We start from the raw sequence: 19,347 nt of genomic DNA, 5'->3' as shown, positions 1-19,347 counted from the left end.
AATCAGGACGACTGCGGGCTTAGCGTACGACTTTGACTTATCCTCTCACCGCCCCCCATTCGCAGCGCATCCACGATAATCTTGAACGCGGGCAGATTCTGGCGCCTGCTTGGATAGTAGAGAAAATAACCATCGAAAGCCGGCGACCATTCGTCCAGAATCTGCACAAGCTGGCCTGAACCGATCTGCTGCGCCACAATGTCCTCAGGGACATAAGCGATGCCGTAGCCGCTCACTGCAGCATCGATCATCGCGTAGGAATTGTTGAAGGTCAGTTGTCCGCTCACGCGGACGCGCAGCGCCTGACCGTCCATCTCGAACTCCCACGCGTAAAGGCCGCCAGCGGTCTCGTGTCGCATGTTGATGCAAACATGCCCGACCAGATCCCGCGGTTGCCCGGGCGCGCCATGCGCATCAAGATATGCAGGTGAAGCGACCGCAACCAAGCGCCAGTCCGGACCGATGCGGACCGCGATCATGTCTTTCTCGACGGCCTCTCCGAGACGAACACCCGCATCAAAGCCCTCCTCGACGATGTTGCGGAAGCTGCTGTCCAGGATCAACTCGACGCTGATTTCCGGATAGGCGCGCAGGACCGGCTTGAGCTTCGGCCATACGACACTTTTCAGAGCATGGTCGGACAATGTCAGACGAATCGAACCCGACGGCTTTTCGCGAAACGCCATCAGGGCCGCGATCTCGGTCTCGATCTCGCCGAGCCGCGGTGTGATCGTCTGGAGAAGCCGTTCGCCGGCTACGGTCGTCGCTACGTTGCGCGTCGTGCGCGTCAGCAGCCTGATGCCCATACGCTCTTCGAGCAACTTGATCGCCTGGCTGAGCGTGGATTGCGAAATGCCAAGCTTCGCCGCCGCCTTGGTGAAACTGCGCTCCTCCGCGACGATCTGGAACCAGCCCAGCTGATTAAGGTCAGGCTTGGCCATCTGGACCTTCGTCCACGCTCGCCTGCCTATTATTTGCGAATATCGATAAGTTCATGCGCATTTCTACGTCTAATAGAATGATCGCTCAAGGGTTAGATAGGCCTTGGAAGTTCAAACTGGAATTCTGTCGATGGCCGCCGCGACCACGTCCGATATCCGTAGCGAGCCGGTCGCCGCCCGGGGCGCCGTGCTGTCCATGGCGCTTTGCGTCGCGCTGCTCATCGCGTCCGAGTTCATGCCGGTCAGCCTGCTGACGCCGATGGCACAAGGGCTTCACGCTTCAACCGGACAGACCGGTCAGGCGATCTCGATCAGCCGGTTGTTCGCGGTAACGGCCAGCATGCTCATGACCACCGCCGCGGGTAAGTTAAACCGAAAATCGGTCCTGATCGCGACGACTGCCTTGATGCTGCTTTCCCTGGTCCCGGTTGCGGCCGCCCCGAACTTTGCCGTGCTGATGATCGGCCGCGCGCTGCTCGGGATCTGCATCGGCGGCTCCTGGGCGCTCGCTACCGCTGTGATCATGCGGTTGGTTCCCGAAGGCGACGTCCCGCGCGCGCTCGCCCTCATGTATGGCGGCCACGCCATCGCCACGGCCTTTGCCGCGCCGATCGGCAGCTATCTGGGGGGCATATTCGGCTGGCGCGCGGTCTTCTGGGCGCTGATCCCGCTCGTCGCCGGCAATCTGCTCTGGCACATGGTCGCGCTGCCGTCGCTGCCAGCCGGTCAGCGCCAGAATTTCCGGATGATGTTTGCTCTGCTCAAGCGCCCCTACTTCCTGCGCGGCCTCGTTGCGGCAATGCTGTCATGGGGCTCCGCCTTCACGATGTTCACCTATCTCCGGCCGTTCCTCGAGCAGGTGACAAAGGTGGATGTGACGACGCTCTCCATCCTGCTGCTCGTACTAGGTTGCGCTGGATTTGCCGGTACATGGGCGGCGGGCCGCTATGTGAGCGGCAACGTCGCCGCGCTGCTGCGCGTGCCGGTACTGTTCATGGGCGGTTGCACGCTGGGCCTTCTGCTCCTTGGCAATTCGGTCATCGCAGCCGGCGTCTTTCTGGCCCTTTGGGGCGCGATGAACACCGCCATGTCGGTGATCTGGATGACATGGATGTCGCAGAACGCGGCCGATGTTTCCGAGGCTGCGGGCAGCCTGATGGTCGCAGCGATCCAGGCCTCGATCCTGATGGGCGCCATGGCAGGCGGCCTTCTGCTGGATAGTTTGACGGTCGCCGCGACCTTTGCCGGCAGTGTCGCCCTCGCCGGTCTTGCGGTTGCGCTGATCGGCACCGGCCATCGGTTGCTGAAGCCCGTGCTTCCCTAGCGATGAGCCAACCCATGTAATGCACTTATCCCACTCAAACACATTAGGAGATCGGAATATTTATGACCGACCTGGATCCAAATGCGCCACCACAGAGCGTCGACAGACGCGCGCTTCTGAAACTGGCCGGCGCGGGCGCAGCCGCGTACGGTGCAGCTTCGATCGTCACCACCTCCAATGCAAAGGCTCTGAACATGTCAAACGATTGGGATAAGGTCTTCCCGCGCAGCCAGAAGGTCAATCACGAGAAGGTCTCGTTCAAGAACCGTTATGGCATCACGCTAGTCGCCGATCTGTATCTGCCAACAAACGCGGCTGGAAAACTGGCGGCAATCGTGGTCAGCGGCCCCTTCGGCGCCGTGAAGGAGCAGTCGTCGGGCCTTTACGCGCAGACCATGGCCCAACGCGGATTTGCCACCCTGGCGTTCGATCCGTCTTTCACCGGCGAAAGCGGCGGCGAGCCCCGCAACGTCGCGTCGCCTGACATCAACACCGAGGATTTCAGCGCGGCGGTGGACTATATCGGCTTGCGCCCTGAAGTCGATCGAGAGCGCATTGGCGTGATCGGCGTCTGCGGCTGGGGCGGTATGGCATTGAGCGCCGTCGCCGTCGACAAGCGCGTCAAGGCGGTGGTCGCCAGCACCATGTATGACATGACCCGTGTCATGTCGAAGGGCTACAATGACAGCGTAACGCTGGAACAGCGCACGCAGACGCTGGAGCAACTCAGCCGCCAGCGCTGGGCGGACGCGGAAGCCGGGACGCCAGCGTATCAACCACCGTACAATGTGCTGAAGGGCGGCGAAGCGCAGTTTCTGGTCGAATATCACGATTATTACATGACGCCTAGCGGCTATCATAAGCGTGCGGTCAACTCGGGCAATGCCTGGACGCAGACCACCCCGCTGCCGTTCATGAACATGCCGATCCTGACCTATATCGCTGAAATCTCGCCGCGGCCGGTCCTGTTCATTCACGGCGAGAAGGCCCACTCGCGCTACTTCAGTGAAACCGCTTTCGCGGCGGCAGCGGAACCCAAGGAGTTGGTCATCATCCCGGGGGCGAACCACACGGACCTCTATGACAAGGTAGACGTCATCCCATTCGAAAAGCTGACCAGCTTCTTCGAGCGGCATCTCGCTGCCTGAACTTCCTGGCTGCAGCGAGACGTATCATCGCCTCGCTGTTTGTCGTCCAATTCACACTCCGGCTATTGCTAAACGTGTTCCACATTCATCCTCTCTGCAAGCGCCGCCCTCTTGGCGGCCGCTCCGTCGTATGCGCAGGCCACGCGTCAGACGAAGGTGAACACTGATACCGCCGTCTCCAACGGGGTCGCCACCACGACGACAATGAAAACACATACTACAAAGCATAAAACGAAACAGCCGAATTATGTTTTGAGCGTAACGGCGGTCAACAGGAGGACTGTCCACGCAACGGCAAAGAAAACTTTCGTCAGCTCTAATGGATAAAGCATCAAAACTTTTAAAGCCAAGCAGCGTTACGATAACGCGTGATGTTATAAGCGGAGCACGCTTAAGTGTTCGCCCCGTTCCTTTTTAGATTTATTGATAAGAACTTCCTGACGTATGCTTCGTTTTGAACGAAAGCACAACACGACACGGGGGCATACGTCTCTTGACAAAGTCGCTCCTATCAATCGCGATTTCTGTTTGAACGGAGACGACGAAAAACACCGAGGCCAACCAGCGCGATCGCCGCGGTTCCTCCAAGCCATAACGCACCGGGCCGTTTTCGTGCATTGTCGATCGCTACCCTGCTCGTCTCTTGAACAAGGGCTTTAGTGCTCTCCACCAGATCGCCGGCGATGTTTGCTGGCTTCAGCCGATCTTGCAGTTCATGCAAGCTCGAGAGGAGACGTTGGCGTTTCAGCTTTGCCTCCGTGCGGGCTGCAGCGATCTCATTCATCGATCAAGCCTTTTCAATTTCTCGACTGCTATCAGCATAAGCGCAGCTGCGGCCAATAGGGTTATAAATGCTGCGGCAGCAAGACCGGCTGCGACACCCAGCCAGTAAGCCAAGGCCATTCCAAACGCCGCGACAAACACAGTCACCGCTGCCAGCACGAGCAATATTGCAACGACGGCCAACGGCACGGCGATTTTGACAGGCTTGCTCCATGTATCAAAGGTTGCCGTAACAACATTAATCTCGGCAGCGGCCCAATCTTTACCCTCTTCTATAAGCCTTGAAGCCAGTGCGCGAAGGTCTTCTTGTGTCGTTTGGCCGCCAATAGATGGACCGCCAGATGCTTCAGGAGGCAGATCAGACATCGGTAATTCCCTACAATCACATTTGCCCCGCCGGCGAAACTGCAGGCTCGCAGCGGTTCGGGGACCAAGGTTTAACGAAACGTCGTTCCGGCTGCGTCAACGGGTCTATGGCAGTTAAGTGCCCACCAGAAGCCTGCTCGACGCCCCCGGTGGTCATTCTGTCGTCGTCAACGACCGGCCCTCGAAGATAGCGAAAGCAGTCCACCGTTCACCGGATTTAAACGTGAAACCCGCATCCCGCTTGATCTCTTGCGCATGCCCGAATAACGAATCAGAGGTTGGAACAGAGCACGAACCTCGGTGGCGCCCCTCAATGAGGATGCGGCTGAGCCTCACCCCGTCTTTGGTCCGGCCTTTATGAGAAAACCGGCTCTCTTTTCGTCAGGGCAGGCATGCCTGCCCTGACGAAAAAGCACGCTCCACCGGGGTCTGATTGCCGAGGGAGCTATGCGGACGGTGCTCGTTGTTCGCGCCGCCACGCCTCACATTTTACCCGTGCGTCGTCCAAGCTCAAGAACCAGTATGCGTTGAGGCATTCGGCCCGCACCCAGCCGTTGTACGCCTCCGCGAACGCATTGTCGGTCGGCTTTCCGGGCCTACTGAAGTCCAGCACCACATCATGCTGATAGGCCCATAGGTCGAGATCCTTCGAGATGAATTCCGGGCCATTGTCCAGGCGAATGCGTTTCGGACGACCGTGTACAGCGGCAATGCGTTCGAGCGTCTCGACCACGTCAGAGCCGCGGTAGCTCGTCCGTACGTCGAGCGCTGGCGACACCGGCGTGAAGTTGTCGACGATCGACAGCACGCGGATCTTGCGCCCGTCGAATAGCTGGTCCGACAGGAAATCCATCGACCAGCACTCGTTCGGGCCGTCGCCGGTGTCCGGTCATCGCGCAGCTTCGCCTTCACTTCGCGTTTGGGCGTCTTGTTGCGCAGTTGCAGCCCTAGTTCGCGATACAGGCGATGGATGCGCTTGTGATTGATCTCCCAGCCCTCCCGCCGGAGCAGCACGTGGATGCGTCGATACCCGTAGCGAACACGGGTCGCAGCCAACTCCTTGATCCTCATCTTAAGGCCGGCCTGATCGAGGCGGCGGGACCGATAACGCTGGGTCGATCGATTGATCGGAAACGCGCCGCAGGCTCGCCGTTCGCTGACCTGGTAGCTCGCCTGCAAATAGCCGACGATCTCCCGGGCTCGATCAGGCCCTACATTTTTCGGCGGATGACGTCCTGCAACATCTCCTTGTTTAGGCTGAGGTTCGCCACCAGCCGCTTCAGCCGGACGTTCTCCTCTTCCAGCACCTTCAGGCGCTTCATCTCCGACGGCATCAGCCCTCCGTATTTGCTACGCCATCGATAATAGGTCTGGATCGATATGCCGGCCTTCCGGCAAACCTCCTCGACGGTCGCTCCATCCTCGGCCTGCTTGAGGATGAACGCTATCTGCTGCTCGCTGAACCTCGACTTCTTCATTGACGGATTCCCTGGTCCGGCACCTGCCAAACCTAACCGGGATTTCCTCACAAAGTACGGACCAATCCGAAGGGCTCAGGTCAAGTCGCGTAAAAAATCGCGGGGTGATCGATAGCCTAAAGCCCGGTGCGGATGCACCTCGTTATAATTAGCGAGCTATCCGGGCAGCTGGGCGATGACCGCTTGTGCATCCGGCTTTGAGTTCACGCGGACGTAATCGCGTTTGAGTGTGCGGGAAACGCTTCTGTCATGTCGTTTGGTTGTGCACTGCTAACAGGGGTCGTGCGCGGCCTGAGGCCGATGCCGCGGGCGAACGCCCGGATATCGCGTGCGGTGTAGCAGCTTCCGTTGTCGGTGAGCCATTCGATCGGCTGCGGCAGACGGTTCATCTGGCCGTAGCTATGCTCGACGGTGGCAACCATCACGTCCTGGACGTCTTTGGCGGTGATGCCGCCTGTCGTCGCCACATGCCCCATCACCGCGCGATCGCAGCAGTCGAGCGCGACGCGACGCGGATCGTCCCGCCGTTGTCGCAAGCGATCGCCAGTCCATCGGAGCAACAGCGGGTGGTGCGCTGATCAACGGCGACCTCGCCGTCGTAGCGTCGTTCCTCGTGACGTTCATCGTCCCGTCGGAGCAGCAGCCCGTGCACCTTCATCACGCGGTAGACACGCTTTGGACTGGGCGCTGCGCGCCCGGCTTTCTCGGCTTGGCCGGCGGACCAAGGTGTGAATACGGCGATAGCCGTAGGTCGGCACCGAGCAGGCGGATCTCTGCGAGCAGTTCGGCATCTGGCAGTGCGGTCTGGCTCGCGGCCGCGGCGATGGTCGGTTACGCATCGCGGATAGATACGAGCGAGCGATATTAAGCGCCTCTCCCACCACACTCACAGGCCATCCCCGGGCACGGAGGTGGAGCGCAACAGCAGTTTTTTCGGCCCGCGCTCCGGGAGACAGCCTCGCGAAGCAAATCGTTTCCCATGCCTTCTTGCCGAGCAGCCCGTGTAGCTTGCGCACCTGCGTGTCAAGTACACGGAAGTACTTCCTCACCGGCTGCAGCGGTCAGCGCCCCCTAGTTCATCAGCCTGCTCGAAGTGAATACCTGACTACTGCTGATGTCGTGCCGACGGGCCACGAGCGATACGCCCATCCCGGGCTGATACGTCTCCTCGACGATTCGCATTTTCTCCTCCGGTGTCCATGGCCTCCGGCGCTGAACACCAGAGAGGACTTCACCTTCGTTATAACGCTTGGTCGTACCGTCCGTCATATGCCTCACTCTTACCCAAGAGCGAGATCCTGTCAGGTCATTTAAGGGGCCACCTCACCGGTAGCCGCGACGCCATTCTGCTGGTGGCGATCAGCGACACTAGCCTTCCCGATAATTCCGTCGTCTACGTCGATACGGCGGTCTATACATTCATCCGCTAAGCACACGACGAGGTGCTCGGCCGGAATCGCCGGTTCCTCGAAGAGCCGATGGCCGACGGCAGCGAGGTAGCATAGCCTCGCAACGCGGTCGGCAATCGCACGACGGTGTCGGTGGATCTGCTCAACTACGGTAGGGATGGCTTGCCGTTCTGGAAGTGGATCATCATAACGCTCGTGTGCGACGACGATGGAGCGCTCGGCTACTTTTCGCCTCAGCGTGACGCGACCGATGGGCGCGAGCGGGTAACTTTCCCGGGTTGTTCTTACCTTGGGCGCCGGTGGCGCTTGTTTGCTTGGCAGTGTCGCTTCCGTGACCATTCTTCTCGGTCATCTGTTCGCTCCAAAAATATAGTCCTAAGAAGATATGATGCGGCCGGACACCACGCTTAAGGTTTCAGGCCTTTCGCCATATTGAGATGCGCGGTGACAGTGGGCACCAAGCCGGTCGCAAACGTCCTGAACGCTGGAACATCGCCGTTCGCCGAATAGTGTCGCAATGCCGCCAGCGTCCTCTCGTGCCCGCCGCGTTGCGCATCGATATAAGTGCGGTCAAACGCGGTACCGCTAGCCGATTTCAGGCTATCAAGCTCGGCCTGCTGCTCGGTCGTGAGGGTGGGATCTAGGGTGAGCGCCGGGCTGACCGACGCCGCCGCCGTCTTGAGTTTGCCAGTCGAGTCGGTGTGCGCGGTGATCATCGCCTGCGCGAACTTTTTGACTTTCGCCGACGTTGATTTGTCGAGCGCGAGCTTCGAGCTTTCGATCTCGAACGCGTCACTGGACGCCGCTTTGTTGGCGAAGTCCTGCCCGGGTGCGAGCATCGGCGTAGGCGCTTCGGCCGCAGCGACATTTGTTGTCGTGCTCGGCGAGGGCGCTGTCGTGTCCGTCTTGCTACCGCAGGCACCAAGGCTCAACGCGGTGGCCCCCAAAAAAACGATCGACACGCGGTTCATGGCCAGCTCCCTCATCCTGTTATTCAATTAATCCACAACGAGTCGCTGGTCGTGACCGTTCCCAGGTCAGCTTGGGCAGGAGCTAACCGATCCGTGAGCCGTTTTCGCCGGGTGAGCGCGTGTGCTCAGAACGGCAAAGGACCAACGGATGAGCATCTTCGGTAATATTATGGGAAAGATCTTCGGCAGCGGCCATGCGCAAGCGAATGCTGCGCCGAGCGCACCCGCCGCCCCTGCGCCGTCGGCCGCGCCAGCGCCAGCTCCTGTACCGACCACGGCACCGGTGCCGGCCCCCGCCGCCCAGCGGGTCGACGTCGGGGCCGTCCTGTCTGAGATGGCAAACGCCAAGGGCGGTGGCGGCAACTATCAGGTCTCGATCGTCGATCTGCTCAGGCTGCTCGATCTCGATTCCAGTCTCGAGGCGCGCAAGGAGCTCGCCGACGAGCTCGGCGTCCATGCCGGCGAGCCCGGCACGGCCGAACAGAATATCGCGCTTCACAAGGCCGTCATCGCCAAGCTCGCGGAGAATGGTGGTATCGTGCCCGACAGCCTACGCGGCTAAGAGTCAAGGACCGACGTCGTCGCCGCCGCTGCGCAAGCGCTGGCCGGCGCCGACGTCGAACCCCAGCGCCTTGGCGACGCGGTCGTTCCAGCCGTAGGGGTCGGAGCGGACCACCGGGCTTCCTTCGTCGTCGAACAAGACGGTCTCATAGAGCAGCCTGACCGGAATCTGGCGAGGCAAAGCGACGAACGTCTCCTTGCCCGCCGCGCGGGCCTGGTGCCACTGATCGAGGACGCCCTCGTCACGCGCGAGCATTTCTGCAAAGCCGAGTGCGTCATCGACCCGCACGCAGCCATGGCTACGCTGGCGCTGCACCTCGTTAAACAGCTGGGTCACCGGCGTGTCGTGCAGATAGATCGAATGCTGGTTGTCCATGTCGAACTTGACGATCCCAAGGGAGTTCTTCGGTCCCGGTTGCTGGACGATCTTGCCGTCCTTCCATGCCATGTTGTTGCGCTTCATATAGCCAGTGCCCTTGCTCGCGATTTCCTTGCTCGCAATCGACTTCGGCACCGTCCAGGTCGGGTTGGCGACAAGGTTCCTAATCGGTGATCCCAGCTGCGGCGTTTCGGTATCAGGCTCGCCGACGACCACCTTGCGGGTGTCGACAATCTTGCCATCGCGCCAATAGGTGAGGCGCGCGGCCGCCACGTTGACGTCGATCCGAGTTGCCGGCGGCTCGCGCTCGAGCCAGCGCATCCGCTCCATTGCAACGGCGAGGGCGCGAGCCCGATCGGAATCTGACAAATTCAGGATTTCGAGGGCATCAGCGCCGATCACGCCGTCCGGCTTGATGCCGTAGTCAGCCTGCATCCGCTGCACCGCCTTTGCGATCGCCGGCGTGTAGCGGTCGCCCTGCGCCGCAGCCTGATCGAGATAGTCGAAGGCGACCAATTGCCGCGCGATCGCGGGATGCGCGCGTCCGTCGTGCCGGGCTGCAATGGCTTGGCGATATCAGGGATGGCTGGAGATGGTGCGGCATCGCCCTGTAGGCGCAGTTCGATGTAAGTCTCCGACAGTTTGCGATAATTCGCATCTTGCGGTGCCAGGCTCTCAAGCCAGGCGCCCACCTTCCCATTCTTCAGCGCTTGCGCGAGGCCGGTACGAAGGTCTGTCTTCGGCTTTGCAACCGAATAGATCTCAAACAGCTTGGCCGGATCGCTGGCACCGTGGGCCAGAGCACCGCGTAGGCGAGCGCTGCAGTCGTCAGCTTGCCGGAGTCTTGCGCGTCAGCAGTCACCTGAAAGTTGATCTTATCTAGACCGTGAGTCGCGCGTTTCTCGATCGCGTCGCGCAACTGGGCTGCGGTAGAGGCAGACCATTGCGCCTGCTCGAGATTTGCGCGGCGGCCCGGTTGCGACTGCTGGTTGGGCGACTGATTACAAGCGGCGAGGAAAAGCGCCGTCGCCACCATCGATGACCCGACCAGACTGATGCGCATTCGTTTTCTCCCCGTATTGCATGACTGCTCCGCTCCAAGGCGGAGAGGCCATCTTCCAACCGTTTCAGTCAGGACCAACTTCCAGCCAACGCTTGTGCGGTAGCGTCGATCGCTTCCGGCTCGGCGTTACCCGTGAGCGCATACGACATATTGCCTCGCCGCCAGTAGGCGACCGATTGTGCCCCTTCCCGAATCGCGTCGGGCTTTTCAGGCGCCTCAGTGCGCTCACGAACGGCGAAAAGAGAAAGGGGATCTCCGTCGCGTGTTCGCAAAGCAATCACCAGTGCCGGCCCTTTATCCGTTGGAAAAACCTGAACGTCGGTCACAGACCAGTCGCCCGGCAACCGAGGCATCGGTATCTGTGTCGATGAGGCAATTTCACGGGCATCGTATCGTGGGGATTCGATCTGCGATGCCATGTGCGCCCGCAAAATGGCGATCCGGTGAGAACTCAACGCATACTCAACATAGTCTGGCGGGCCTGAACCCATGATCAAGAAGATGGCCGCTACAGCAACAGTGGCGAGTGCCGACACTCTCATCGCAATCGTCCAGTTGCGGCGCAGCCGGGCGAGCAGCTGTGTTCCCGTCGCACCAGCGCTTTGACAACCATCAGGCTTGTCGGATCGCTCCGCTAAAAAGCGAAGCGCGCTCGTAGTGCTCAGATCTGCCATGACCTGCGCCGCAAGCGCCGGATTGCGAGACAAATGCGTCTCGACGACGAAACGTCGATCAAGATCCAGACAGCCATCGATATAGGCCTCAAGCTCGACCGCTTGCAGTGCCTCATCCATTTTCTTCGCCTTTCACAAGCCGTAGATGCGATCCGAAGTGGCGCTGACGAAGAGCGGCGCGCGCCCGGCTTAGCCGTGACATAATCGTGCCCACCGGCACGTTCAGGACGGCGGCTGCTTCCTGATAGTCAAGGCCCTCTACCGCAACGAGATGCATCGCAGCGCGCTGATGATCCGGAAGGGTCGCAAAGGCCCGGGCGATCTCGTGCAGACGGACGATATATTCCTGCTCAGGATCAAGTTCCTCAACCAGTGTCTCCGAGAAACGCTGATCCCGGCGCGCTTCGGCGGCCTGCCGCCGCTTCTGCGAAACGAAAACATTGTGGACGATTGCCAGCAGCCAGCGACGGCGCGAGCGCGACGGCTCAAATGTCTCCTTGCGCTCGATCGCGTTCAACAACGCCTGCTGGACAACATCGTCGCTGTCATGCGGATCGCGGGTCAGCGCTCGCGCATAACGACGCATCGCCGCAAGATCTTCGGGGGGTGGCGCGGGTGTCACCCGGCCCCCTCCACGGCGACGCGGCTCACGAGAGCGCGATAGACATCCACCACACCCGAGAGGCATTTCTCCCATGAGAACGCATCCGCAGCGGCCGATGCGGCAGATCCGACGGCCCGACGAAGCGGGGTGTTTCCTGCCAGATGCAAAGCCGTTCTGGCATAACTCGCAGGGGTTTGATCGGCCACCAGCCAGCCCGTCCGCCCATGGTCGATTAGCGCCGAGGCGCTCGCGACATCGGCGGAAACGACCGCCACGCCCGAAGCCATCGCCTCCAGGTTCACGTTGCCGAATGCCTCCGTCCGGCTTGGATTGATAAGGATGTCCGCACTGGCCACAGCCATCCCTAGTCTCACATCATCGAGATGGCCGAGGAAGGTGGCGTTTGGCAGCCGCTTGGCCATCCAGCGCCGCGCCGGTCCGTCGCCGACGATCAGCGGCCGTACCGACACACACTGTCGCCGAAGTGCCGCGATCGTCTCGACGAACATGCCGAGACCCTTTTCAAGAACGAGCCTCCCGAAGAAAAGTGGAACGATCTCGTCCGCTGCATAACCCATGCTCTGCCGGAAAGCAGGGCTGCGCAACCGAGGGTGAAAGCGCTCACGATCAACGCCGCGCGACCATATCGCAGCCTTGCGCGGTCCAAGACGGGCCGCGAGTTCGTTTGCGATGGCGAGATTGGGGACGAGGATATGGTCGTTGGCATCGTAGAAACGATCGAGATAGCGCTCGATTGCGGGCCGCAGGAACGACAACCGGTAATGTTCGAGATAGGTCGCGAACCTCGTATGGAAGCTGGCGACCAGGGGAATGCCCCGCGCCCGCGCAAATAGCTGCGCTTGCCTGCCCAGCAGGTCGGGCGCCGACACATGGATCAGGTTGGGTCTGAACGCCTCCAGATCCCGTCGCGCGGCTGCCGGCAGGCCGAGGGCTATGCGATATTCGGAGCGCCCACCGATCGGAAGCGGCACCGACGCGACGGGATGCAGATCACCGATCGCCGGGAAAGCCGGTTTGCGATAGCGCGGCGCATAGATGCGGACGTCTGCATCGGCTTCCTCAAGCAGATGGCCGACAAGCCGGTTCAGTGCCTGATTGGCACCATCTCGTACGCCGTCATAATTGCCCGAGAAAAGCGCTACGCGCAGGCGGGTGCCACGCCAGGAACGATAGATCGGCGGCGCGGACCGGGGTTCGCTGGTCCGAGAACTTGGCTGCAGGAAAAGCTGGCTGGATGACGGCATCGCGGGTTTACGAGCGCCGGCCGCATCTTATTCCCGCCTGGGTGATCAGAATTCTTGAACGATCCGCAGGCCCGCTTTGGGTCTCACCACGTCGCCGCGAATCCTGTCGCCACCGATGGCGAACTGCACATTGACCCGATGGGAGAGACGATGATGGACCTGGGGCATCGCCAGGAAGTGACCATCGCGGCCACCGAGATAGTTGAGTTCGAGCCCGAGGATCGAGCCGCCAGGAAGATCGTAAAAAGTGGAATGATTGAGGATCAGCCCGTTACGCCCCGCCGCCCGCTGACGGCTGATCTCGCCGACGCCGATCATGCTCATCGTGCTCCAGCGCCTATCGAACCGATGCCCCAGCATGTAGATCAGGCTGTTGCGATAGGTTTTGCCGTGCCGGTCGTAAATGCCGAGATATTGAACGCCATGCGCAGAGCGCCCGTTGTTGAACGTTCCAAACGCCGCCTGCAGGCCGAGCTTGTAGGCCACGAAGCTGCGATCCTCGAACGGGAATTCAAACTCGATCGCAAGACCGTCCGCGAACGCATATTCCAGTTCAGGTGCCCAATCGACCGGCCGCTCACGACCAGACAGCGCTGCGGTTCCGAGCGTGTTGACCTCCAACTCCCCGCGCTTCGCGCCGAGCGGCCGCATCATGTCGAACACCATCGGTTCGGGAATGACCGGATACTTTGCTGCAGAAGCAGCCGTTGCGAGGTTCAGCGTGACGGCGAGCATGGGAGCGCGAAGACGGGCAGGCAAAAGGGACTCCGGACCAGGTAGAGGCACAGGCCGAGGATCGACCTCCGTGCATGGACGCATCCCGGCGTCCGGATATTCCCTGCAAACCGGCCCTTTCACCGTGCTTGTCGCCGATGCAGATCCTGCCTAGGTGCCGGCCGCCCGCATGGCTTCAACGGGATGAAGATAATCTGATGATCTGGCCAGCGAAGCTCCTCAGCGCCGCCGCATGGTGTACCGGCTTCGCTTTGCTCGGCAGTTGCGGAACCAGACCGCCCGTTCGATCCGCAACCTGCGCGCCTGCCACAGCTTCTGCGCGCGCGGACGACGGCCAGGCGAACGTGATCCACCTGTCGGTCCTCACCCACAATATCGAGGGGCTCGGCTGGCCTGCCCGCACCAATCGGGCGCTTCAGCTGCAGCAGATCGGTGAACGTCTGGATGCACTCCGCCGATCAGGCCACGGACCCGACGTGATCCTCTTCCAGGAGATGTTCAGCGGAGCCGCCAAGCGCGCCGTCGCAGCGAGCGGGTACCCCGCAATTGCTCCCGGTCCCCGCAGGACCGCCAAACCAGCGCCATCGACACTGCCGCCGCTCCCCGGCCGGAGAAGCCTCGCCGAATGGGGTCCTCACGTCGTCGGCAGCGGCCTGGCGATCGCGTCGCGCTTTCCGATCGTAGCGGAAGACCGCAATGCCTATGGCCGCCGCTCCTGTGCGGGTCGGGATTGCCTGGCCAACAAGGGCATCATGCTGGCGCGGCTCGCCATTCCCGGCCTGCCGATGCCGATCGACATCTACAACACGCACATGAACTCGCGAACCGCCTCGCGCGCGCCTGTTGAGAGGCATATCGCGGCGCATGAGCGGCAATCCCTGGAAGCCTCGGAATTCATCGAGCGCACCCATGACGACGCCGCTCCCGCCATCTTCGGCGGCGATTTCAACATGCGCCAGTCGGGACAGCGGTGGGAGAATTTCACGCGCTATCAGACGCTGACGCTCGTTCACAGGGTCTGCGCCGAACCAAGAAGCGGGTGCGAGGTTCACATGTCATGGGACGGTGACGCGCCATGGATGGACACGCAGGACCTCCAGTTCTTCGACAGCGGTGAGACGATCGGTGTCCGCCCGGTCCGCGTCGAGGCCTTGTTCGATGGAAGTCCGGACAGTCCCAAGCTGTCCGACCATGATGGCTTCATGGTGACCTACGAACTGTCTTGGAAAGGCTCACTTCGCTCGCTGCCTTCGGCCCTGCCGATCTGCGGTAGCCCCTGACGCCCGGGGATGATCGGCGTGCGAGCTTCGTATGTCTCCTCTTGGTGGAACCTGTATGCGCCGGTCCGGTTCGTCCCGGACCTGTGGCGTGGACCTCCGCCGAGGATGAATCGCCTCTTCTCCTGATGCCCGATGGCGGTGGCCGGTCGGATTCGGGGAAGGAGCCTGACGGAGGTTTGTGTGGAAGAATTGGCAGCGTGGGCGACAAGGCTAATCACCGCCCACGCGGGATGGGCGCCGCTGGTCATCGGACTGCTCTGCTTCGGCGAGTCACTCGTGCTGATAGGCCTGTTCATCCCGGCGACATCGCTGATGATCGCGACGGGGAGCCTGCTCGCTACCGGTCGACTGGAAGCGCTTCCTGTTCTGGCGGCAGCGGTGGTCGGCGCAGCGCTGGGCGACTGGGTGTCCTATCTGATCGGTGACGCGCTCGGGCCCGCTGCCTATCGACACTGGCCGCTTCGCGAGCATCGCACCGCGGTCGCCCAGGCGCGCCTGTTCTTCCGACGGTTCGGCTTCGCCACGGTCTTCGGCGGGCGCTTTCTGGGACCGCTGCGCGCTGTCGTGCCGCTGGTCGCCGGCGTTACCAGGATGCCGGTCCATACCTTTCAGATGGCCAATCTGATCTCCGCCATCTTGTGGGTGCCGCTGCTCTTCGCTCCCGGCTATCTCTCGGCCCGGCATCTGGTGGCCCGTGGCGGCATGAACGAAGGGTCGCTGATCCTCGTCGGCTTCGGGATCGGGATCGGGTTCGCCATCGCGAGTTGGTTCGTCTCCAGGGCGATGTCAGCCCGCAGGCGAAGGCGGAAAGCACTGCGTGCATGATGATCGGCAGATAAGCGGGAATATCGACGGTCGCAAATGCGTATGTGGGTTTGCGCGCTTTTCGCGTCGATGACCGTGCGAGGCCATGCGGTCGGATATTGAAAGGAAGATGGTTGGAAGTCGTTTCGATCGTTCTGGTTCTGCTGCTGGCGGTCGTGCTGAGCAGCTTCGTCTCCCGCGCCCTGCCGGTCTCGTTGCCGACGCCGCTGGTGCAGATCGGGCTGGGCGCCGTCATCGGCCTCATCGCCGGCCTCCGCGTCGAACTGGAACCCGAACTCTTCCTGCTGGTCTTCCTGCCCCCGCTCCTGTTTCTCGACGGCTGGCGCATCCCCAAGGACGAACTGTTCAAGGATCTGCCCGCGGTGGTCGAGCTGGCGCTCGGCCTCGTGCTGTTCACGATCATCGGCGCGGGCCTCCTGATGCACTGGCTTATCCCTGGTCTGCCGCTGCCGGTAGCCTTCGCGCTGGCCGCCGTCGTCTCGCCGACCGATCCCGTAGCTGTCTCTGCGATCGCCGCGCGCGTGCCGATCCCGAAGCGGATGATGCACATCCTGGAGGGCGAGTCGCTGCTGAACGACGCGTCAGGCCTCGTCTGCCTCCGTTTCGCCGTGGCGGCGATGATGACCGGCACATTCTCCATCGCGGAAGCGACGCTCACCTTCGCATGGCTGGCGCTCGGCGGTCTCGTGATCGGCGTCGGCGTGACGCTCGTGACCATCCGGGCAAAGGCGCTGATCTCGGCCCGGTTCGGCGAGGATGCCGGATCCCAGGTGTTGATCAGCCTGCTCATCCCCTTCGGCTCCTATCTGCTGGCCGAGCATCTGCACTGCTCGGGCATTCTTGCCGCTGTGGCGGCTGGCATCACGATGACGTTCGCAGAGATGTCGCGTCAGGCGCTTCCGGCCACCCGGATGCGCCGCAATTCGGTTTGGGACACGATCCAGTTCACCGCGAACGGCATCATCTTCGTCCTGCTCGGCGAGCAGCTGCCTGCCATCTTCGTCGGTGCCCGCCGCACGGTGGAAGCCGTCGGCCATCACAGCCCCTGGTGGCTCGTGCTCTATGTCGTGGGCCTCACCATGACCCTGGCGGCGCTGCGCTTCGCCTGGGTCTGGACATCGCTGCGGTTTACTCTGTTCCGACGCCGTGGAAGCTCGCCGTTTCGGAACCCTCCCCTCAAGCTCGTCAGCGCCATGTCGTTCGCCGGCGTGCGCGGCGCGATCACGCTGGCCGGCGTGCTGACGCTTCCGCTGGCGCTTCCTGATGGCAGCCCCTTCCCGGGTCGCGATCTGGCCATCTTCCTCGCCACCGGCGTGATCTTGCTGTCGCTCGTCTTGGCGAGCTTCGGTCTTCCCCTCCTGCTCAAGGGGCTGGCCTTGCCGCCCGAGCCGTCCCGTCAGGCTGAAGAGGATGCGGCTCGCGTCGCGGCGGCGGAAGCCGCGATCCGCGAGGTGGAACGCGTCCAGCACGAACGCGCCGAGGGGCGCAGCGACGCGGACATGTTCGCCACCGCCGGCGCGCGCGTCATGGAGTTCTACCGCGAGCGGATCGAAAGCCGCAGCCAGATTGGCGAGGCGGCCCGGACGTTCCGGGAAACCGATCGGATCGAGCAGCAGCTCCGCGTGGCAGCGCTCAAGGCCGAGCGAGAGATGATCTTCGATCTGCTCCGTGCCCGGACGATCGGCGACGCAACCGCGTCACGGCTGGTTCGAGAATTCGACCTTCTCGAAGCGCGTCTGCGAGCCTGAGGCGGTGGCCGGCATACCGACCACCTGGACCGCCGGTCACTCCTGGCGAGCGCCCGCCTTGCGGCGCTCTCGCTCCTTCATACTCGTGCTGTGGCTGGCACTCTGCACCGCCCTCATCTCGACGATCCCGAGTGCCGGCCTGCCCGGATCGAAGGCCCGGGGATCGGCCTTCGATCCGACGACCGCCACTGTCGCGGTCCGGGCGCGCGCGCAGGCGGTGGCGACGGTCAGGGTCACGCGACGCCGCGATCCGGTACCCCCGTCGCTCCGTCCTTTCTTCGGCACCGACATCGCGGCCAAGACGTCATGCGTCGGCGACACTGCCGGTTATTCGTCACCCCAAAGGGATCTGCACCTAATTCTGCTTGGCGCCTCACGAAGAGGGCGCGCGCCGCCGCTCCGCTCCTGATCCCGATGTCCGCGGCCACGCTGCGGACAGGTCGAGATGATCGGAGCCGATGATGATCCAGATGAACAAGTGGCCGAGCCGCGCGACGATCGCGCGGTTGTCGAAGACACGCCGTCCCCTGCGACCTGAGGCAGACGCGTGACCCAGCCCGGACCGGACGAAGGCCACGCGACCGCCACCGCGCATGGTCCTTCCCGCGAGCATTATTGGGACGTCGCGCGGGCGACGCTGATGATGCTCGGCCTGCCCTATCATGTCGCCCTGCTCTATCAGCCGGGCGGCTGGATTGTGGCGGTTGGCAAGCAGTCGGCGGCCCTGGGGTGGCTCGCCTCCGTCATCCATCAGTTCCGCATGCCGGCCTTCTTCATCGTCGCCGGTTACTTCGCGGCGATGCTGCTCCAGCGACGTACTCCGGGCAGATGGTGGCGATCCCGGATCGTGCGTCTGGGCGTGCCGTTCCTGTCCAGCATCCTCCTCCTCGTTCCCGCGATGAATATCTTCGCGGAGCTGAGCGGGCGCCCACTTCAAGCAGCGATACGCGAGTGGAAGCACCAGTCCGCGATTTCGGGCGGCTATTGGGTCCGACACCTGTGGTTCCTGATCGTGCTGGTCTATCTGTCGACGCTGATCGCGGGGCTGACGGCGCTGCGCCCTTCCCTGGCGGCATGGCGTTTCAGCGAAAGACTGGACACGGCGTTGGCACTGGCGATGCCGTTCGTGCTGGTCGGCGTTGCGGGACTGATCGGAGCGTATGAGGCAGTGGCGATGGAAGGTTTCCACCGCGCCGGCTGGACGACCGACCTGCTCCAGGACAGTCTGCGTCTCAACGAACTGATCGTTTTCGCGCCTTACTTCCTTGTCGGATTTCTCCTCCAGCGCAGCCATCGATTGCTCGACGCATTCGGCAGATTCTCCTGGCCGGTGGCGGCGGTCGCCGCCGCGACGGTGGCCTACGGCGTCGGCTGGTCGCCCCATGGCGACGACATGGTGACCAGTTTTATCGGCGGCGTCGCCGCGCTGACCGCCTCTCAGGTGACGATCGCATGCGCTCGCACCTGGTTCGACCGTCCGAGCCGGACGATCGATCGCCTGGTTGCCGGATCCTTCGTCCTGTACCTCTTTCACATGCCGGTCCTGATCGGCTTGTTCACTCTGGCCAAGCCAGTCGCCATCTCGCCTGCCATCGACTTTTCGCTTATCCTGATTGCGACGATGGCGATCTGTTGGGCGCTTTGTCTGGCGATCGAGCGGTCTGCCATCCTGAGTTTCTTGTTCACGGGAACCTTTCCTGCCGCGCGCCGGCGATCAGCGACAACGGAGGCGGATGCACCGCTCTACTCAATTCCGACATGATGTGCCGTCCGGAGATCGAAGAGAGGCAGCG

General features: G+C 62.2%; 19 protein-coding genes and 2 pseudogenes. 7 read left to right on the top strand and 14 right to left on the bottom strand.

Translation table 11 applies throughout. The annotated features are described in order from the left end of the window. Positions 1-2: 2 nt before the first annotated feature. A complete protein-coding gene (locus HL653_RS10715; protein WP_171744520.1) occupies positions 3-941 on the bottom strand; it encodes a LysR family transcriptional regulator in 939 nt (312 codons plus the stop codon). A 130-nt stretch (positions 942-1,071) separates the two neighbouring features. On the opposite strand from HL653_RS10715, the gene HL653_RS10710 reads away from it, so the two are divergent. Both HL653_RS10710 and HL653_RS10705 read left to right on the top strand, forming a co-directional pair. Continuing rightward, a complete protein-coding gene (locus HL653_RS10710; protein ID WP_171744519.1) occupies positions 1,072-2,265 on the top strand; it encodes an MFS transporter in 1,194 nt (397 codons plus the stop codon). A gap of 62 nt (positions 2,266-2,327) precedes the next feature. After that, complete coding sequence (locus HL653_RS10705) at positions 2,328-3,413, top strand: alpha/beta hydrolase (RefSeq protein ID WP_171744518.1); 1,086 nt, start codon at positions 2,328-2,330, stop codon at positions 3,411-3,413. Positions 3,414-3,924: 511 nt separating this feature from the next. On the opposite strand, the gene HL653_RS10700 is transcribed toward HL653_RS10705, so the two are convergent. From HL653_RS10700 to HL653_RS10680, 5 genes and pseudogenes are all read right to left on the bottom strand, one after another. Continuing rightward, positions 3,925-4,197 (bottom strand): DUF3618 domain-containing protein, encoded by a 273-nt coding sequence (locus HL653_RS10700; RefSeq protein ID WP_171744517.1) that lies wholly within the window; start codon positions 4,195-4,197, stop codon positions 3,925-3,927. After that, positions 4,194-4,562 carry a hypothetical protein gene (locus tag HL653_RS10695; protein WP_171744516.1) on the bottom strand — a complete coding sequence of 123 codons (369 nt, stop codon included), beginning with the start codon at positions 4,560-4,562 and terminating at the stop codon, positions 4,194-4,196. Before HL653_RS10695 ends, HL653_RS10700 begins: the two co-directional genes overlap by 4 nt. A 381-nt stretch (positions 4,563-4,943) precedes the next feature. Beyond that, positions 4,944-6,040 (bottom strand): annotated as a pseudogene (locus tag HL653_RS10690) (IS3 family transposase). Positions 6,041-6,115: 75 nt separating this feature from the next. Beyond that, positions 6,116-7,309: pseudogene (locus tag HL653_RS10685) on the bottom strand (IS3 family transposase). Between the two features lie 547 nt (positions 7,310-7,856). Then, a complete protein-coding gene (locus HL653_RS10680) occupies positions 7,857-8,420 on the bottom strand; it encodes a DUF4142 domain-containing protein (protein WP_171744515.1) in 564 nt (187 codons plus the stop codon). Positions 8,421-8,568: 148 nt separating this feature from the next. Here HL653_RS10680 and HL653_RS10675 point away from each other — a divergent pair, with 148 nt between their 5' ends. Next, positions 8,569-8,982 carry a DUF3597 domain-containing protein gene (locus HL653_RS10675; protein ID WP_171744514.1) on the top strand — a complete coding sequence of 138 codons (414 nt, stop codon included), beginning with the start codon at positions 8,569-8,571 and terminating at the stop codon, positions 8,980-8,982. 3 nt (positions 8,983-8,985) lie between these two features. On the opposite strand, the gene HL653_RS24610 is transcribed toward HL653_RS10675, so the two are convergent. From HL653_RS24610 to HL653_RS10650, 7 genes are all read right to left on the bottom strand, one after another. Then, positions 8,986-9,876, bottom strand: a complete 891-nt coding sequence (locus tag HL653_RS24610; protein WP_367613599.1) for a L,D-transpeptidase family protein — start codon at positions 9,874-9,876, stop codon at positions 8,986-8,988. Further along, positions 9,759-10,121 (bottom strand): hypothetical protein, encoded by a 363-nt coding sequence (locus HL653_RS24605; protein ID WP_367613607.1) that lies wholly within the window; start codon positions 10,119-10,121, stop codon positions 9,759-9,761. Before HL653_RS24605 ends, HL653_RS24610 begins: the two co-directional genes overlap by 118 nt. Next, positions 10,064-10,423: a hypothetical protein gene (locus HL653_RS24600; protein WP_367613598.1), complete on the bottom strand. Its 360-nt coding sequence runs from the start codon at positions 10,421-10,423 to the stop codon at positions 10,064-10,066. Before HL653_RS24600 ends, HL653_RS24605 begins: the two co-directional genes overlap by 58 nt. 68 nt (positions 10,424-10,491) lie before the next feature. Further along, positions 10,492-11,217: an anti-sigma factor gene (locus HL653_RS10665; protein ID WP_171744513.1), complete on the bottom strand. Its 726-nt coding sequence runs from the start codon at positions 11,215-11,217 to the stop codon at positions 10,492-10,494. Then, on the bottom strand, positions 11,210-11,683 hold the full coding sequence (locus HL653_RS10660; protein ID WP_253717880.1) for a sigma-70 family RNA polymerase sigma factor: 474 nt from the start codon (positions 11,681-11,683) through the stop codon (positions 11,210-11,212). Before HL653_RS10660 ends, HL653_RS10665 begins: the two co-directional genes overlap by 8 nt. Positions 11,684-11,715: 32 nt before the next feature. Next, on the bottom strand, positions 11,716-12,966 hold the full coding sequence (locus HL653_RS10655; RefSeq protein ID WP_171744512.1) for a glycosyltransferase family 1 protein: 1,251 nt from the start codon (positions 12,964-12,966) through the stop codon (positions 11,716-11,718). Between the two features lie 45 nt (positions 12,967-13,011). Beyond that, positions 13,012-13,701, bottom strand: coding sequence for a hypothetical protein (locus HL653_RS10650; RefSeq protein ID WP_171744511.1), 690 nt, complete (start codon positions 13,699-13,701; stop codon positions 13,012-13,014). A 74-nt stretch (positions 13,702-13,775) separates the two neighbouring features. Between HL653_RS10650 and HL653_RS10645 the strand changes: the two genes are divergently transcribed. From HL653_RS10645 to HL653_RS10635, 3 genes are all read left to right on the top strand, one after another. Continuing rightward, positions 13,776-14,981, top strand: coding sequence for an endonuclease/exonuclease/phosphatase family protein (locus tag HL653_RS10645; protein WP_253717879.1), 1,206 nt, complete (start codon positions 13,776-13,778; stop codon positions 14,979-14,981). Positions 14,982-15,113: 132 nt separating this feature from the next. After that, a complete protein-coding gene (locus tag HL653_RS10640) occupies positions 15,114-15,806 on the top strand; it encodes a DedA family protein (RefSeq protein ID WP_171744510.1) in 693 nt (230 codons plus the stop codon). A 113-nt stretch (positions 15,807-15,919) separates the two neighbouring features. Continuing rightward, positions 15,920-17,554 (top strand): Na+/H+ antiporter, encoded by a 1,635-nt coding sequence (locus HL653_RS10635; RefSeq protein ID WP_171744509.1) that lies wholly within the window; start codon positions 15,920-15,922, stop codon positions 17,552-17,554. A gap of 36 nt (positions 17,555-17,590) precedes the next feature. Here the strand turns inward: HL653_RS10635 and HL653_RS10630 are convergent, their stop codons facing one another. Continuing rightward, positions 17,591-17,791 (bottom strand): hypothetical protein, encoded by a 201-nt coding sequence (locus tag HL653_RS10630; RefSeq protein ID WP_171744508.1) that lies wholly within the window; start codon positions 17,789-17,791, stop codon positions 17,591-17,593. A 403-nt stretch (positions 17,792-18,194) separates the two neighbouring features. Between HL653_RS10630 and HL653_RS10625 the strand changes: the two genes are divergently transcribed. Further along, positions 18,195-19,316: an acyltransferase family protein gene (locus HL653_RS10625; protein ID WP_171744507.1), complete on the top strand. Its 1,122-nt coding sequence runs from the start codon at positions 18,195-18,197 to the stop codon at positions 19,314-19,316. The last annotated feature ends 31 nt before the right edge of the window (positions 19,317-19,347 follow it).

Source organism: Sphingomonas sp. AP4-R1 (assembly GCF_013113735.1).
Classification (GTDB): domain Bacteria; phylum Pseudomonadota; class Alphaproteobacteria; order Sphingomonadales; family Sphingomonadaceae; genus Sphingomonas_I.
Note: the sequence above shows the minus strand (reverse complement) of the source record. Positions and strands in the feature narration are given on the sequence as shown.